Here is a 16,629-nt window from a genome sequence, read left to right as displayed (position 1 = left end):
AAAATCAAGTCGCCGCTGCGAGCGACGGAACCGTCGTTGTTCACGCCCGCGCCGAGCGTGCCGGTCGAATTGACGCTGCCGGCATTGACTGTCGTATTCTGCTGCGCCGCGAGCGTCCCGCTGTTCGTGAGATCGGCGGTGGTGTTCGCCGACAGCGATTGCTGCGCGTACGTCGTGCCGCTGTTGTGGATGCCGCCGGCCGCCGACAGCGCGAGGTTGCCGCTCGCCGTGGTCTTACCCGTGAGCACAAGTCGGCCGTTCGACTGCAATGTGAGATCACCCGCCTGCGCCGCAATCGTACCGGCGTTGGCCGCCCCCACGCCGTTCTCGTTCGATGCGAGGAAGATCCGATCGCTATACATGCCACCCAACTGGCTTACATCGATAGCAACCGACGGAGCAGGACCGTCACCGGCGATCGGCGTCGCGACAAGCGTGTCGTGATTAACCTGATTCGTACCGGCGATTACATTGAGGTTCTTCGCATAGACCGCCGCGTTCACCTGCACCGCGCGCGCAATCAGATCGACCCGATCGATATTGGCCGCATTCAGGCCTGCGCCTGCGACAGTCACGAGGCCGCGGTTAACGTTGTAGCCGGCAAGCGACCCATCGGTACCATAGAACGGCACGCCGGTTGTCAGGGTCGCGCGACTGGTATTGAGAAAGCCACCGCCGTCGACAAAAATCCCGGACGGATTAGCGATGACAAGCTCGGCCCGAGCGCCCGCGATCTCGACCATGCCGCGGATTTGGGACGCGTTCGGGCTGTTGACCTGGTTGACGATGATCCGCGCGGCCTGCCCGGCTCCGTAGTTCGGGTTGCCGTTGATCCAGCCTGCCTGCTGCGTCTGAACCATCGTGGCCGAATTGTTCAGGATCGCGCCGGCTTTTTGTACGTCGAACTGGTTGTAGGTGTTGACCGATACGCCCGCGCCAGAAGGCTTGGCCACGTTGACCTGAGGCAAGCCGTTCGGCGTCTGGATCACCTGTGTGCTGGTTCCCGGCGTCGGAACAATCTGCGCACCGGACAAAGCGGGCAACATGCCGAGCACGGTCACGCCCGCCGCGACGGCGCGCGTGCCGGACGTTGACGAACGCCGCCGCGTGCGCACCTCGCCCGTTGCCGATTTCCCTTCAGCAGTCGCCGTCTCCGCGACGGCCACTACCATTCCCCGAAGCCTGGAATACACCAGGCGGTGCGTATTCTTGTTCATTCTCGCCGACGCGGCCCGCGTCTATTCGTTAGTTATCGAGCGAGAGATTAACGAAACACCGGAAAACGACTGTCAAAAATTGCCAAGCCGTTGATTGAAAACCACAAATTTCCAATTTCAGATCTGTCTGATTGACATGCTCCGCGAACGCTTCAGTTGAGTCCCTAAGGCGTACTGACAGATAACCCTATCGACTTGTCGCACAGTTTTCGTTTGCCGATTTCTCACGCACGATTCTTGTCCGCAATTAATTGTTTCCGTATGCGGCGAATCAAACCATAGGCATTCGAGATCGATGGAAAGGCGCCGGTCCACTCGGTCACGATGAACCGGCGTATATCGGGGCGCACGTCTTCGCCGCCAAAAGCACGCCGCCGGGCGAGCCCGCGGGTGCAAGCTGCTCCGACTTCCTGACTTCTTCCGGCACGAAATGGCGCGCAATGCTTGCATTGGTTGGGGTAGAGACCTTCAATGCGTTCTCCCCGCCACGCGTCACCCGGCCGCGACCTCGATCACCGCTTCGCACCGGATCGGGAAATTCACCGAATTCGCGACGTAACACTTCGCATGCGCGTCGTGATGCAGCCGCTCGGCGAGCGCGCGATCGTCGCCCGCACGGATCGTCACGCGCGGATGCAGCACGATATCGGTGAAGCGCCCCGGCTCGGCGCTGTCGACCATCGTCCCTTCGGCATCGTCGACATACGCGAGCACGCGGATCCCTGCATCGGAACACAGATGCAGATACCACAGCTTGTGGCACGCCGAGGCCGACGCCAGCAGCAGGTCCTCCGGATTCCAGCGCGCCGCGTCGCCGCGGAACGCCGAGTCCGACGAGCCCGGAATATCGGGCTTCGAACCCGCGCGGATCACATGATCGCGGCTGTATTCGCGATACCCCGACGTGCCGGTTCCCCGATTGCCGATCCACTCCACTGCCACGCGGTACTTGTGTTCGCCATGCGCCATCTCGCTCTCCTTCGATATCGGAACGTGAGGCCGCCATTGTGGCACCGGAATGCCATTTGGTATACCATTATTCCAAAATGAGGGATCAAGGGATGGAAGCCAGACTCGATTCCACGGCGGACGCTGTGGCCGCATCGCTGCGGGAAATGATCATCAACGGCGAGTTGCAGGCCGGCGAGCGGCTCGTCGAGCGCGACCTTGCCGAGCGGTTCGGGATCAGCCGGATTCCGATGCGCGAAGCGATCCAGAGGCTGGAACGCGAAGGGCTGCTGGATATCTTCCGCAATCGCGGCGCGGTCGTGCGGATGCTGAGCGCGGCCGACGTGCAGGAGATCTACGACATGCGCGCGCTGCTCGAAGGCGACGCGATCTATCGCAGCGTGAAGCGGCTCGACGACGAAACGCTGGCACGCGCCGAACTCGTGCATCGGCTGCTCGGCGAATCGAGCGTGCCGCAACGGCAAGGCGAGCTGAACCGTGAATTCCATGCGCTGCTGTATTCGTGCTGCGGCAACGAGCGGCTGTTGAAGGCGATCGCGGAGCTGCGCAGCCAAGTCGAGCGATATGAGCGCCTGCAGGCCACGCTGCTCGCGGACACCCCGTCGTTCCAGGTCGAGCACGAGGAGATCCTGCAAGCATGCCGCGAACGCAATGCACGCGGCGCCCGCGCGATGACCGTCGCGCATCTCGATTCGGCTCGGCGCATCGTGTTGCGGCTTGTCGAAGGCGGGTGACGCAGGCCCGGGCCCAGCCGCAAGCCCCGAGCCCCGAGCCCCGAGCCCCAAGCCCCCAAGCCCCAAGCCCCAAGCCCTTCAGCCTAAACACAACAAGCTCAACTTACGATTGCAAATAGCTCTCATTTGCATTAGATTTCGGCGCGCAAATGTACTGTTTGGAACACGGTTGCCGGGGCAAGACGGCCCGCGGTGCCCGAACGCGGGCCAATCTCTGAAGGACGGGGTATGAGCAGGAAGAACTGGGCGGCCGCACCGATGGCCATCGTCGTCGGCACGGTCGGGCTGAGCGCCGCCGATGCTCAGGAGCTGTCGCTGCCCGCAATCGAAATCTCCGGGCAGCGCACGAAGGCGCCATTTCGCGCGTCCGAATCGACGAGTGCGACGCGCACCGAATCCGACGTGATGGAGATTCCGTTCGCGGTCAGCAGCGTCGATACGAAACTGATCCAGACCGTGGCCGCCACGCGCGGTGAAGACCTGTACGACTGGGTCGCCGGCGTCGCGCGGCAGAACAACTTCGGCGGGCTGTGGGACAACTATGCGGTGCGCGGCTTTGCCGGCGACGGCAACACGTCCGGCACCGACTACCTCGTCAACGGCTTCTCGTGGAACCGCGGCATCAGCGTGCCGCGCGACACCGCGACGCTCGAGCGCATGGAAGTCCTCAAGGGCCCGGCGTCCGCGCTGTACGGCCGCGGCGACCCCGGCGGGCTCATCAGCTACACGACGAAGCAGCCGCAGTTCGCGCGCTCGAACACGATCGGCGTGTCGGCCGGCAGCTACGGCGCGCTGCGCGAGACGCTCGATTCGACCGGCCCCGTCACGAAGTCGCTCGCGTACCGCTTCATCGCGATGAACGAGGACAACGGCAGCTTCCGCGATACGGTGTCGAGCAAGCGCTACCTGTTCGCGCCGTCGTTCACGTGGGATATCGGCGCCGACACGACGCTCCACTACGAATTCGAAACCGCACGCCAGCGCGCGCCGCTCGATCGCGGCGTGGTCGCGGTCAACGGGCAGCTCGGTGCGGTGCCGGCGTCGAGGTTCATGGGCGAACCGCGCGACGGCGACTACGACGTGCGCAACTCGGGGCACCAGTTCACGCTCGAACATCGATTCAACGCCGACTGGTCGGTCAACGCCGGCTTCGCACAGCGCGACACCGACCTGTCCGGCCGCTCGTCCGAAGCGTTCGCGCTGCAGCCGGACGGCCGCACGCTGTGGCGCCGCTACCGGCAGGTCGCATTTCACTCGAACGACGTGCAGGGGCGTGTCGAAGTGGCCGGCAAGGCCAGCACCGCCGGCGTCGGCCATTCGTTCGTGATGGGCGTCGACGCATATCGCTTCAACTACGACCAGTTCGTCTCGCGCTCGACGCCGACGGCCGCCGCGCCGTATGCGATCGACATCTTCGATCCGGTATACGGGCAGCCGGCGCCCGTGCCGCGCACCGCGACGAACCTGCTCGAGCGCGACGACGGCCAGGGCCTGTACGCGCAGGACACGCTCGCGTTCGGGCCGCACTGGAAAGTGCTCGCCGGGTTGCGCTGGGACCGCTTTCATCAGTCGGTCGAGAATCGCCTGAAGGGCGTGACGACGAGCCAGCTGCAAACCGCGCTGAGCCCGCGGCTCGGGATCGCGTACGAGGCCAGCCCCGCGCTGTCGCTGTACGCGAACACCGCGTACTCGTTCCGGCCGAACAACGGCGCCGACGTGAACGGCCGCGCATTCGATCCGGAGAAGGGGCACGGCTACGAAGCCGGCGTGAAATGGGCCGGCACGCGCTGGCTCGCGACCGTCGCCGCGTTCTACGTGAACAAGCGCAACGTGCTGACCGCCGATTCGGCAAATGCCGGGTTCTCGCGTGCGGCCGGCGAAGTACGCAGCCGCGGCGTGGAATTCGAATGGAACGGCGAACTGGGCCACGGGCTGCGCGGCATCGTCAACCTCGCGTACGTCGATGCGCAGGTCACGCACGACAGCGTGCTGACGCCGGGCGCGCGCCTCGTCGACATTCCGCGCGTGAGCGGCAGTGCGCTGCTGATGTACGAAACCGCGCTGCCGCTCGTCGACAAGGCCGGCGCGGGCGCGGGCGTGATCTACGTCGGGCGCCGCGCGGGCAACACCGCGAACACGCAGGACGGCTTCGACCTGCCGGCCTACGCCACCGTGCAGCTCAACGGCTACGTGCAGGTCAACAAGCATCTGCGCGCGTCGGTCGTGCTGAACAACCTGTTCAATCGCACGTACTACGTCAGCTCGTACAACAACCTGTGGGTCACGCCGGGCGCGCCGCGCAGCCTGTTCGCATCACTCGCGTATTCGTTCTAGGACGGCTGCAACGGCGCGCGCCGCACGGCGCAGGGACGCGACGACGCGACGGCACCACCGGCATCACGGACATGTCGATCCATTGCCCGCAACATGACGACATGCGGCGCGCATCGGCCACCGCTACGCGGCCGTGCGTCGCCGCGGCACCGCACCCGTCGTCCCCCGCACCACCAACCGCGGCAACGAAGCCGTCCGCACCCGCGACGCATCGTCCACCTGCCCACCCGCCTCGCGCAACGCATTGAGCAGTTCGACCGCGAGCCCCGCCGCCTCGCCGGTCGGGATCGCGACGGTCGTCAGCGTCGGCCGCGTGTCGCTCGCCAGATGAATATCGGTGATGCCGACGATCGACAGGTCGTCGGGCACGCGCCGGCCCCGATCGGCCGCCGCATGCAGCGCGCCGATCGCGGGCAGGTCGTTGGTCGCGACCAGCGCGGTCAGCTCGGCATGCGCATCGAGCAACTCGCTCGCCGCGCGCACGCCGCCTTCGATCGAATCGTGCCCGGCGCCGACGCGCGACGCATCCAGCCCGGCTTCGCGCATCACATCGACGAAGCCGTCGTAGCGCGCGGCCTGCACGCCGTTTGCCGACCCGCCGACGAGCACGCCGATCTCGCGATGGCCGAGTTCGAGCAGATGCCGCGTCGCGATCCGCCCCGCCTCGCGGAAATCCACCGCCACGCACGGCAACCCCGGCGGCGGCGCATCGGGCCGCTCCCACAGACACAGCACGACCGGCACGCCGCGCCGCGCGACGTCGACCAGATCGGGCAGGTGCAGGTTTGCATTGGTCACGAGAATGCCTTCGGAGATCGTGCCGGCGATCTGGTCGAGATAAGCGCGCCCCTGCAACGGATCTTCGTTCGTATTGCAGACGATCAGGAACTGCCCGTTGCGCCGCACCGCGCGCTCGACCGCGAGCGCGAACTCCGGATAGAACGGGTTCGCGATGCTCGATACCATCAGCGCGACCGTCGGCGCGCGCCCTTCCGCCAGCGCGCGCGCGGCGAGATGCGGCCGGTAGCCGAGCGCCTGCACCGCTTCGAGCACGCGCGCGCGGGTCGCTTCGCCAACCCGGCCGCGATTGCGCAGCACGTTCGAGACCGTCGCGGCCGTCACGCCGGCGCGTCGGGCCACTTCGTCGAGTGTCGCCATGACTTGCTCACTATATGAGACGTTGATCCAGTATTTGCTTCGCTCACCGAAGCGGCGCACTATCGCCGCACACCCTGCCGCCCGACCGACGGGCGCGACTCGGCCGCGATCGCCATCGGCTCTTTTTTTGATCGCGATGATTAAGCGCTTAAGCATCGACTCGAGCGCATTAAAACATGGAGCGGAGACAATGGCGAGCATCTCGATGCGACGCGTGCAGAAGGCTTATGGCGAGCACGCGCCGGTCATACGCGACGTCGATCTGGAGATCGGCGCGCACGAGTTCTGCGTGTTCCTCGGCCCGTCGGGCTGCGGCAAGTCGACCCTGCTGCGGATGATCGCCGGGCTCGAGGACCTGAGCGACGGCGAGTTGTCGATCGACGGCCGCCGCGTCGACGACGTACCGGCCGCCGAGCGCGGCGTCGCGATGGTGTTCCAGAGCTACGCGCTGTTTCCGCACATGACCGTCTACGAGAACATGGCGTTCGGGCTAAAGCTCGCACGCGTGCCGAAGGCCGAGATCGACCGGAAGGTGCGCGATGCCGCGCGCATCCTGCAGCTCGACACGCTGCTCGAACGCAAGCCGAAGGCGCTGTCCGGCGGCCAGCGGCAGCGCGTCGCGATCGGCCGCGCGATCGTGCGCGAGCCCGGCGTGTTCCTGTTCGACGAACCGCTGTCGAACCTCGACGCGGCGTTGCGCGGCCAGACGCGCATCGAGATCGCGAAGCTGCATCGGCAGTTCGAGCGCGCGAGCGTCGTCTACGTGACGCACGACCAGACCGAAGCGATGACGCTCGCCGACAAGATCGTGCTGCTGCACGCCGGCGCCGACACCGCGCAGCACGGCAGCATCGCGCAGGTCGGCGCGCCGCTCGACCTTTATCACCATCCGGCGAGCCGCTTCGTCGCCGGCTTCATCGGCTCGCCGCGGATGAACTTCCTGCCGGCCGTCGTCGCCGCCTGCGACGCGCGGCGCACCGCCGTCACCGTCGTACCGTCCGGCGAAACCTTCACGCTGGCGCGCGACGGCTCCGCGCTCGCGCCGGGCGCCACCGTGACGCTCGGCATCCGCCCCGAACATCTGACGCTCGGCACCGCCCCCGATGCAACGACGCTCGCGCGCGACGTCGCACTCGTCGAACGCCTCGGCGAGCAGACCTACGTGCACCTCGAGCAGCCGGGCCAGCCCGGCCAGCCCAACGCCATGCCGCTGATCGCGAAAGTGCCCGGCGACGCGCCGCTGCGGCGCGGCGAACGCGTGCACGCGCATGCGCCGGCCGCGGCCTGTCACCTCTTCACCGAAGACGGCCGCGCGGTGCCCGCGTGCGCCGACCTTCCCGTCCACCACTACGCATAAGGATCGGGCATGCGCCTCGGAGTCTGTTACTACCCGGAACACTGGCCGGAATCGATGTGGGCCGACGACGCCCGCCGGATGCAGGCCCTCGGCATCGCGCAGGTGCGGATCGCCGAATTCGCATGGAGCCGCATCGAGCCGTCGCCGGGCGAATACGACTGGGGCTGGCTCGACCGCGCCGTCGACGTGCTGGGCGCGGCCGGCCTCGAGATCGTGATGTGCACGCCGACCGCGACGCCGCCGAAGTGGCTGATCGACCGCCACCCCGAGATCCTCGCGATCGGCGCGGACGGCCTGCCGCGCAAGTTCGGCTCGCGCCGCCATTACGACTTTTCGTCGCCGACCTATCTGGAAGCGTCGCGCCAGATCTGCACCGCGGTCGCCGAACGCTACGGCCGCCACCCGGCCGTGCGCTACTGGCAGACCGACAACGAGCTCGGCTGCCACCAGACGGTCGTCAGCTACTCGCCGGCCGCCCTTGTGCGCTTCCGCGAATGGCTGAAGGCACGCTACGGCACGATCGACGCGTTGAACCGCGCGTGGGGCACCGTGTTCTGGAGCATGGAGTACCGGCATTTCGACGAAGTCGACGCGCCCGTCGGCACCGTGACCGAAGCGCATCCGTCGCACCGTCTCGACTACCGGCGCTTCGCGTCGGACGAAGTCGCGCGTTATCACCGGATGCAGGTCGACGTGATCCGCGCGCATTCGCCGGGCCGCGCCGTCGCGCACAACTTCATGCAGCTCTTCACCGAGTTCGATCACTACGAAGTCGCGCGCGACCTCGACGTCGCGACGTGGGACAGCTATCCGCTTGGCGCGCTCGAGGAGCTATGGTTCGCGCCCGACGTGAAGGCGCGCTGGCTGCGCACCGGCCATCCGGATTTCGCGTCGTTCAATCACGATCTGTATCGCGGCATGTCGAAGCTCCCGTTCTGGGTGATGGAACAGCAGCCGGGCCCCGTCAACTGGGCGCACTGGAACCCCGCGCCGCTGCCGGGCATGGTGCGGCTGTGGAGCTGGGAAGCGTTCGCGCACGGCGCCGGCTGCGTGTCGTACTTCCGCTGGCGGCAGGCACCGTTCGCGCAGGAGCAGATGCACGCGGGCCTGCACACGCCGGACAATCGGCTCGACGAAGGCGGCCGCGAAGCGCAGCGCGTCGCGCAGGAAATCGCCGCCGTGCTCGACGCGGGGGCCGATGCCGACGCGAACGGCGCGGTGCGCGCGCCCGTCGCGCTCGTGTTCGACTATGAAGCGAAGTGGCTGTTCGAAGTGCAGCCGCAAGGCGCCGATTTCCACTACCCGCGCTTCGCGTTCGAGTACTACTCGGCGCTGCGTTCGCTCGGCCTCGACGTCGACATCGTTTCCGCGCATGCACCGCTCGACGGTTACCGGCTCGTCGTCGTGCCGCCGCTTCCGATCGTGCCGGACGACTTCGCGACGCGTGTCGCCGCATCGAGTGCGCACGTGGTGTTCGGCCCGCGCACCGGTTCGAAGACCGTCGACCTGCGGATTCCGCCGACGCTGCCGCCCGGCCCGCTCGCATCGATCCTGCCGCTGCGTGTGTGGCGCGTCGAATCGCTGCGGCCGAACGTGACCGAGCGGGTCGTCGGCACGTTGCGCGACGGCGCGCCGCTCACCGGCGACGCGCGCCACTGGCGCGACCTCGTCGAACTGCGCGACGACGACGCACGCAGCGTCGTGCGCGCGCGCTTCGCCGACGGCCATCCGGCCTGCGTGTCGCACGGCACGCTGCACTACTGGGCCGCGCTGTTCGACGATGAGACCACCGCGCGCCTGTTCGCCGACGTCGCGACCGAAGCCGGCCTGACACCGACACCGCTCGCCGACGGCGTGCGCGTGAGCCGGCGCGGCGGCCTCACCTACGTATTCAACTACCGCAACACGCCGCACACGATCGATGGGGTGCCGCCCGCCGCATTCGTGGTCGGCGCCGCGCAGGTCGAGCCGCAAGGCGTCGCCGTGTATCGAAGCCGTTCGTAGCAACCGCCCCCGGCGCCATGACGCCATGACGCGCGCCGGTCACGCACAACGACATACAGGACTGGAGACACACATGACACATCGCCCCCTTCGCGTCGCCGCCCGACTCGCGACCGCCGCCGCCATCGCGTTCGCATCGTTCGGCGCCGCGGCGCCGGCCGACGCGGGCACGCTGACGATCAACATCGCGTTCAAGGGCGCCAGCCAGCGCGCCGTGTGGCAGTCGACGATCGAAGCGTTCCACAAGGCCCATCCCGACATCGACGTGAAGCCCACCTTCGTCGACGAGGAAGCGTACAAGGTGCAGTTGCCTGCATGGCTCACGACCGTCGCGCCGGACGTGGTGAACTGGCACGCGGGCGAGCGGATGGCGTACTACGCGAGGCGCGGCCTGTTCGAGGATCTGAGCGGCGACTGGACGAAGAACGGCTGGGACGCGATGTACGCGTCGACGCGCAGCGCATCGTCGTACAACGGCAAGCAGTACGCGGCGCCGACCGTCTACTACTCGTGGGGGCTGTTCTATCGCAAGGACCTCTTCAGCAAGGTCGGCATCGCCGACGAACCGAAGACGTGGGAGCAATTTCTCGATGCCTGCAAGAAGCTGAAGGCGGCCGGCATCACGCCGATCGCGGTCGGCGGCCGCGACGCGTGGACGCTCGCCGGCTGGTTCGACTATCTCGACCTGCGCGTGAACGGCAACGCGTTCCACCAGCAGCTGATGGCCGGCGACGTGCCGTACACCGACCCGCGTGTGAAGAAGGTCTACACGACGTGGAAATCGCTGATCGACTCGGGCTACTTCATCGACAACGCACTGTCCTACGATCTCGACGGCGCGCAGCCGTTCCTGTTCCAGGGCAAGGCCGCGATGATGCTGATGGGCACCTTCATCGCGGCGGGCTTTCCGCCGAACGTGAAGCAGCAAATGGGCTACTACCGCTTCCCGATCATCGATTCGAAGGTGCCGACCGCCGAGGACGGCCCGGTCGAGTCGCTGCACATCCCGACCAAGGCGAAGAACAAGGCCGACGCGCATACGTTCCTCGCGTTCGTCGAAACGCCGGAGATCGGCGCGAAGCTCGCGGAAGGGCTCGGTTCGCTGTCGGCCAACAGCAAGTCGCCGGAGCCGGCCGACCCGATCTCGCGGATCGGCTTCCGGATCCTTGCCGATACGAAGGGCGGCGTCGCGCAGTTCTACGACCGCGACATGACGAAGGAGATGGCCGACGAAGGGATGAAGGGGATGCAGCAGTTCGTCGCGAATCCCGCGCAGCTCGATACCGTGCTCGCTCAGCTCGAGCAGACCCGCAAGCGGATCTACAAGAAGTAATCGCGTGACCCCAGCGGCGGCCGTGTGCCGCCGCGTCCGCCCAGGAGGCTTGCCGTGTCCAGTCCGATCACGTCCAGACCCGTCGAAACGCCCGCCGCGCCTGCCGCCGCGCCGCCGGGCAGCAGGTTGCCCGCCGTACGATCCACGTGCTCCACGCTGCCTGCGCGGCGCCCGTCGCCGGCCGTGCGGCGGCAGCGCCGCGCCGCGTGGCTCTTTCTCGCGCCGGCGTGCGCAATGGTTGCCGTCTATGTGATCTGGCCGATCCTGTCGACGCTGTGGCTGAGCCTCTGCAACTGGGACGGGATGACCGAGCGCACGTTCGTCGGTGTCGCGAACTACGTCGAGCTGCTGCACGCGCCGACCTTCTACACCGCGCTGCGCAACAACGTGATCTGGCTCGTGCTGTTCATGCTCGCGCCGCCGCTCGGCCTCGCGCTCGCGCTGTACCTGAACCAGGCGGTCGCCGGCATCCGGCTCGTGAAGTCGCTGTTCTTCGCGCCGTTCGTGCTGTCCGGCGTGGTGGTCGGGCTGATCTTTTCGTGGTTCTACGATCCGACCTTCGGGCTGCTCGCGCTGCTCGCCGGACACGGGATCCCCGTGCTCGGCGATGCGCGCTATGCGACCTTCGGCATCGTGTTCGCCGCGCTGTGGCCGCAGACCGCGTACTGCATGATCCTGTACCTGACCGGCCTCACGTCGGTGGATCCGGAACAGATCGAAGCGGCGCGGATGGAAGGTGCTCGCGGCTTCGCGCTGCTGTGGCACGTCGTGCTGCCGCAGTTGCGGCCGACCACGTTCATGGCGATCGTCGTCACCGTGATCGGCGCGCTGCGCAGCTTCGACCTGATTTCGGTGATGACGGGCGGCGGCCCGTTCGAGAGTTCGACCGTGCTCGCGTATTACATGTACGACCAGGCGATCAAGTACTACCGGCTCGGCTATTCCGCGGCGATCGCCGTCGTGCTGTTCGCGATCATGCTCGTCTACATCGTGTTCCAGTTGCGCCGCCTGCTGCGCAACGAACAGTGACCTTTCGGGAGTTCATTCATCATGTTTCCGACACCCGTTGCCCACTGGAAACCGGTATCGCGCCGGCTGTACAAGCTGTCGCTGCCCGTCGCGCTCGTGATCTGGCTGCTGCCGATGATCGCGGTGTTCGTCACGTCGGTGCGCTCCACCGAGGAGCTCGCCGAAGGCCACTACTGGGGCTGGCCGCGGCATTTCTCGATGATCGAGAACTATCGCGACGCGCTGACTACGTCGCCGATGCTGCATTACTTCTGGAACAGCGTGCAGATCACGGTGCCGTCGGTGATCGGGTCGATCGCGCTGGCGGCGATGGCCGGGTTCGCGCTGGCGACTTACCGGTTCCGCGGGAATGCCGCGTTGTTCGGGACGTTCGTCGCGGGGAATTTCGTACCGGTGCAGGTGTTGATGATTCCCGTTCGTGATTTGTCGCTCAGGCTCGGGTTGTTCAATACGGTCGAAGCGTTGATTCTTTTTCACGTCGCGTTTCAGACGGGGTTCTGTACGCTGTTTCTGCGCAATTTCATCAAGCAGTTGCCGTTCGAGCTGATCGAGGCGGCGCGGATCGAAGGTGCCGGCGAGTGGACGGTGTTCTGGCGGATCGTGCTGCCGTTGATTCGGCCGGCGTTGGCGGCGCTGGCGATTCTCGTGTTCACGTTCGTGTGGAACGATTACTTCTGGGCGCTGTGTCTCACGCAAGGTGATGAGGCCGCGCCGATTACGGCGGGCGTGGCCGCGTTGAAGGGACAGTGGACCACTGCGTGGAATCTTGTTTCGGCCGGGTCGATTCTCGCCGCGTTGCCGTCGGTCGCGATGTTCTTCGCGATGCAGAGGCATTTTGTTGCGGGGCTGACGTTCGGGGCGACGAAGGGGTGAGCTGGCGGCGCCGCAACGGTCCCGCCGGTTTTTCCGCTCACCTGGCACGCCGCTCAGTTTGTCGTTGATGGCCGCAGCCGTCCGTTGGAAACCGGCGCCTGCCATTTTCAAGCGGGAATTGATTGACGCTGGCCGGCCTCTGCCTGTCAGGTCCACCCCTCAAGCCGCAGCGTCGAGCGCACGAGCCGCTGCTCCGCCTCTTCGATCTCGCGCGGATAGTCGACGCACTGCCGGACATGCTCGCTCGCGGCCTTGCGGCGACATCGACGCGTGGTGTCCGGCGATCGACGCCGGCGCGGACGCGGTCGTGCTGACGACGAGCGGCTGCGGCGCGTTCGTGAAGGAATACGGCAACTGCTGCGTTCCGACCCCGCCTATGCGAACAGCGCACGGCCGGACCTGATTGTCACGGCCAACATCGGCTGCCAGACTCACCTGAACGGCGCGGGCCGGACGTCCGTGCGCCACTGGATCGAGCTCGTCGACAACCGGCTCGTCAACTGACCGCCGATACCGGAGGAAATCCATGCAAACGAAACCCGAACTCGAACTCGCCGACGTCGAACGCATGCTCGCCGCCGCCCGTGCGGAAGCCGAACGTCACGGCTGGGCCGTGTCGATCGCCATCGTCGACGACGGCGGCCACCTGCTCGCGTTCGCGCGCCTCGACGGCGCATCCCCGGCCAGCGCCGCCATCGCGCAGGACAAGGCGCGCGCGGCGGCGCTCGGCCGTCGCGAGACGAAGGCGTATGAGGATATGATCAACGGTGGCCGCACCGCGTTTCTGAGCGCGCCGCTGACGGGCTTGCTCGAAGGCGGCGTGCCCATCACGGTGGACGGCCGCATTGCGGGCGCGATCGGTGTGTCCGGCGTAAAGTCCGAACAGGACGCGCAGATCGCCCGCGCCGGCACACAAAGCGTCGTGGCATAGCCAGCCAACGCGCGCGTTTTTCATTCCCCGGGAGGAATCACGATGATCGACCAAGCAGGACTGCAAGTCGCGCCAGCGCTGAGCCAGTTCATTGAAAACGAAGCACTGCCGGGCACCGGCATCGACAAGGCCGCGTTCTGGAGCGGTTTCTCCGCCCTGGTGCACGAGCTCGCGCCGCGCAACCGCGAACTGCTCGCGGAACGCGACCGCCTGCAGCAGGAACTCGACGCATGGCACCGTGCGCACCCCGGTCCGGTGCGCGACCACGCCGCGTATCGCGCGTTCCTCGAACAAATCGGCTACCTCGTGCCGGCCCCGTCGAACGTCGCGGCAGCCACCGCGAACGTCGACAGCGAGATCGCGACGCAGGCCGGCCCGCAGCTCGTCGTGCCGCTGTCGAACGCGCGCTATGCGCTGAACGCAGCGAACGCCCGCTGGGGCAGCCTGTACGACGCGCTGTACGGCACCGATGCGCTGCCGGAAGACGGCGGCGCCGAACGCACGTCGGCCTACAACCCGACACGCGGCCAGCGCGTGATCGACTACGCGCGCGGCGTGCTCGACAACGCGGCGCCGCTCGCGAGCGGCTCGCACCGCGACGCGCTGCGCTACCGCGTGCAGGACGGCCAGCTCGCCGTCGAAACCGGCAAGGGCGTCGTGCACCTCGCGCAGCCCGCGCAATTCGTCGGCTACCAGGGGTCGGCCGACGCGCCGTCCGCGATCCTGCTGAAGCACAACGGCCTGCACGTCGAGATCCAGATCGACGCGTCGACCCCCATCGGCCGCGCCGATCTCGCGAACGTGAAGGACGTCGTGCTCGAAGCCGCGGTCAGCACGATCATCGACTGCGAGGATTCGGTCGCGGCGGTCGACGCCGACGACAAGGTCCAGCTCTACCGCAACTGGCTCGGCCTGATGCAGGGCACGCTGGTCGAGGAAGTCGCGAAGGGTGGCAAGACCTTCACGCGCCGCCTGAACGCCGATCGCGAATACACGACGCCGGCCGGCGGCACGCTGTCGCTGCACGGCCGCTCGCTGCTGTTCGTGCGCAACGTCGGCCACCTGATGACCAACGGCGCGGTGCTCGACCGCGACGGCAACGAGATTCCGGAAGGGATCCTCGACGGCGTCGTCACGACGCTGTGTTCGCTGCACGACCTGAAGGCCAAGCGCAACTCGCGCACGGGTTCGATCTACATCGTGAAGCCGAAGATGCACGGCCCGGTCGAAGTCGCGTTCGCCGACACGCTGTTCGCGCGCATCGAAGACCTGTACAACCTACCGCGCAACACGCTGAAGATGGGCATCATGGACGAGGAGCGCCGCACCAGCGTGAACCTCGCCGCCTGTATCGCAGCGGCTGCCGCGCGCGTCGCGTTCATCAACACCGGCTTCCTCGACCGCACCGGCGACGAGATGCACACCGCGATGGAAGCGGGCCCGATGATCCGCAAGGGCGACATGAAGTCGTCGGCGTGGATCCAGTCGTACGAGCGCAACAACGTGCTCGCGGGCCTGTCGGCCGGGCTGCGCGGTCGCGCACAGATCGGCAAGGGCATGTGGGCGATGCCGGACCTGATGCATGCGATGCTCGAGCAGAAGATCGCGCATCCGCGCGCCGGCGCGAACACCGCATGGGTGCCGTCGCCGACCGCCGCGACGCTGCACGCGCTGCACTACCACCTCGTCGACGTGCAGGCCGTCCAGCAGGAACTCGAGAAGACGCCGTACGCGAGCGAGCGCGACGTGCTGCTCGAAGGGCTGCTGACCGTGCCGGTGGTCGAGCGCGCCGAGTGGAGCGAGGCCGAGATCCTGAGCGAAGTCGAGAACAACGCGCAGGGCATTCTCGGTTACGTCGTGCGCTGGGTCGAACAGGGCGTCGGCTGCTCGAAGGTACCCGACATCCACGACGTCGGCCTGATGGAAGACCGCGCGACGCTGCGCATCTCGAGCCAGCACATCGCGAACTGGCTGCGCCACGGCGTGATCACCGAGGCGTTCGTGCTCGACGTGTTCAAGCGGATGGCGCGCGTCGTCGACCAGCAGAACGCGGGCGACCCCAACTATCGCCCGATGGCGCCCGGCTACGACCAGTCGACCGCGTTCAAGGCGGCCTGCGCACTGGCGCTGCAGGGCACGGCGCAGCCGAGCGGCTATACCGAACCGCTGCTGCATCGGTTCCGGCTCGCGTTCAAGGCGCAGCACGGCGCGTAAGCGTTCGCACGCGGGGTGGGGTTTCCCGCAAGCGGTTTCACGAAACGGGCGGCCATCGCGGCGGCCCGTTTTCATATGCGGATTTCGGCGAACGTTGAAACAGATAATCGGCCCGTATCGCGCGAGTTCGGATTCCGGGTGGGCAGTCCGATAAAACGCGAAAGTCCGCGTTCGTGCCAAGCATGCCGCTCGAGCCCCACCGCAAAGCCTTGTGCCGCAACGCTGCGCAAGTTTCGGCGGTCGCGAAAATTTGATCCGGATCAAGCGGCCGCAACATTTTTCTCGCGTGCGAAGGCGCGCGTTATACTCGGACCCATTCGTGCCGCCCGATTCGTCGGATCGTCGAATCGCGGCAGGTCTTGCCGGTGCAACGCTGATCGAGGGATTTATCCAGCCGGGGCCCTCGATAATCGGCGACCGGCTCTTCGGGTCGGTCGGGCGCAATGCGCACCGAGAGCCGCATAAAAGGATTGCCG

General features: G+C 66.8%; 12 protein-coding genes and 2 pseudogenes. 10 read left to right on the top strand and 4 right to left on the bottom strand.

The annotated features are described in order from the left end of the window. Both C7H84_RS33055 and C7H84_RS33050 read right to left on the bottom strand, forming a co-directional pair. Window positions 1-1,217 (bottom strand): filamentous hemagglutinin N-terminal domain-containing protein (locus C7H84_RS33055; protein WP_121862758.1); only part of this gene is annotated, 1,217 nt, incomplete at its 3' end. A gap of 492 nt (window positions 1,218-1,709) precedes the next feature. Further along, window positions 1,710-2,186, bottom strand: a complete 477-nt coding sequence (locus tag C7H84_RS33050; RefSeq protein ID WP_121862743.1) for an OsmC family protein — start codon at window positions 2,184-2,186, stop codon at window positions 1,710-1,712. A gap of 92 nt (window positions 2,187-2,278) precedes the next feature. Here C7H84_RS33050 and C7H84_RS33045 point away from each other — a divergent pair, with 92 nt between their 5' ends. Next, a complete protein-coding gene (locus tag C7H84_RS33045) occupies window positions 2,279-2,920 on the top strand; it encodes a GntR family transcriptional regulator (RefSeq protein WP_121862742.1) in 642 nt (213 codons plus the stop codon). Window positions 2,921-3,148: 228 nt separating this feature from the next. Next, the gene (locus tag C7H84_RS33040) at window positions 3,149-5,254 is read left to right on the top strand and encodes a TonB-dependent receptor (RefSeq protein ID WP_121862741.1); all 2,106 of its coding nucleotides are present in this window, start codon (window positions 3,149-3,151) and stop codon (window positions 5,252-5,254) included. A 123-nt stretch (window positions 5,255-5,377) separates the two neighbouring features. On the opposite strand, the gene C7H84_RS33035 is transcribed toward C7H84_RS33040, so the two are convergent. Continuing rightward, window positions 5,378-6,412 carry a LacI family DNA-binding transcriptional regulator gene (locus C7H84_RS33035; protein ID WP_121862740.1) on the bottom strand — a complete coding sequence of 345 codons (1,035 nt, stop codon included), beginning with the start codon at window positions 6,410-6,412 and terminating at the stop codon, window positions 5,378-5,380. Window positions 6,413-6,602: 190 nt separating this feature from the next. Between C7H84_RS33035 and ugpC the strand changes: the two genes are divergently transcribed. From ugpC to C7H84_RS33010, 5 genes are all read left to right on the top strand, one after another. Next, a complete protein-coding gene (gene ugpC, locus C7H84_RS33030; protein WP_121862739.1) occupies window positions 6,603-7,769 on the top strand; it encodes a sn-glycerol-3-phosphate ABC transporter ATP-binding protein UgpC in 1,167 nt (388 codons plus the stop codon). A gap of 9 nt (window positions 7,770-7,778) precedes the next feature. Further along, window positions 7,779-9,773 (top strand): beta-galactosidase, encoded by a 1,995-nt coding sequence (locus C7H84_RS33025; RefSeq protein WP_121862738.1) that lies wholly within the window; start codon window positions 7,779-7,781, stop codon window positions 9,771-9,773. Window positions 9,774-9,846: 73 nt separating this feature from the next. Continuing rightward, the gene (locus tag C7H84_RS33020; protein WP_121862737.1) at window positions 9,847-11,106 is read left to right on the top strand and encodes an extracellular solute-binding protein; all 1,260 of its coding nucleotides are present in this window, start codon (window positions 9,847-9,849) and stop codon (window positions 11,104-11,106) included. A gap of 54 nt (window positions 11,107-11,160) precedes the next feature. Further along, the gene (locus C7H84_RS33015; RefSeq protein WP_121862736.1) at window positions 11,161-12,135 is read left to right on the top strand and encodes a sugar ABC transporter permease; all 975 of its coding nucleotides are present in this window, start codon (window positions 11,161-11,163) and stop codon (window positions 12,133-12,135) included. 21 nt (window positions 12,136-12,156) lie between these two features. Continuing rightward, window positions 12,157-13,008, top strand: a complete 852-nt coding sequence (locus tag C7H84_RS33010; protein WP_121862735.1) for a carbohydrate ABC transporter permease — start codon at window positions 12,157-12,159, stop codon at window positions 13,006-13,008. 146 nt (window positions 13,009-13,154) lie between these two features. Here the strand turns inward: C7H84_RS33010 and C7H84_RS37335 are convergent. Further along, a pseudogene (locus tag C7H84_RS37335) lies at window positions 13,155-13,265 on the bottom strand (transcriptional regulator GlcC); the annotation flags it as partial. Here C7H84_RS37335 and glcF point away from each other — a divergent pair. The 3 genes and pseudogenes from glcF to C7H84_RS32990 form a co-directional block, all read left to right on the top strand. Then, window positions 13,232-13,512 (top strand): annotated as a pseudogene (glcF, locus tag C7H84_RS33000) (glycolate oxidase subunit GlcF); the annotation flags it as partial. The pseudogenes C7H84_RS37335 and glcF overlap by 34 nt on opposite strands. Before the next feature lie 22 nt (window positions 13,513-13,534). Then, window positions 13,535-13,939 carry a heme-binding protein gene (locus C7H84_RS32995; RefSeq protein WP_121862734.1) on the top strand — a complete coding sequence of 135 codons (405 nt, stop codon included), beginning with the start codon at window positions 13,535-13,537 and terminating at the stop codon, window positions 13,937-13,939. A gap of 42 nt (window positions 13,940-13,981) precedes the next feature. Further along, window positions 13,982-16,153, top strand: coding sequence for a malate synthase G (locus tag C7H84_RS32990; RefSeq protein ID WP_121862733.1), 2,172 nt, complete (start codon window positions 13,982-13,984; stop codon window positions 16,151-16,153). Window positions 16,154-16,629 lie beyond the last annotated feature (476 nt).

Origin of the sequence: Burkholderia sp. Nafp2/4-1b (assembly GCF_003635165.1) — a bacterium.
Classification (GTDB): domain Bacteria; phylum Pseudomonadota; class Gammaproteobacteria; order Burkholderiales; family Burkholderiaceae; genus Burkholderia.
This window is presented reverse-complemented; position numbering and strand designations above follow the sequence as displayed.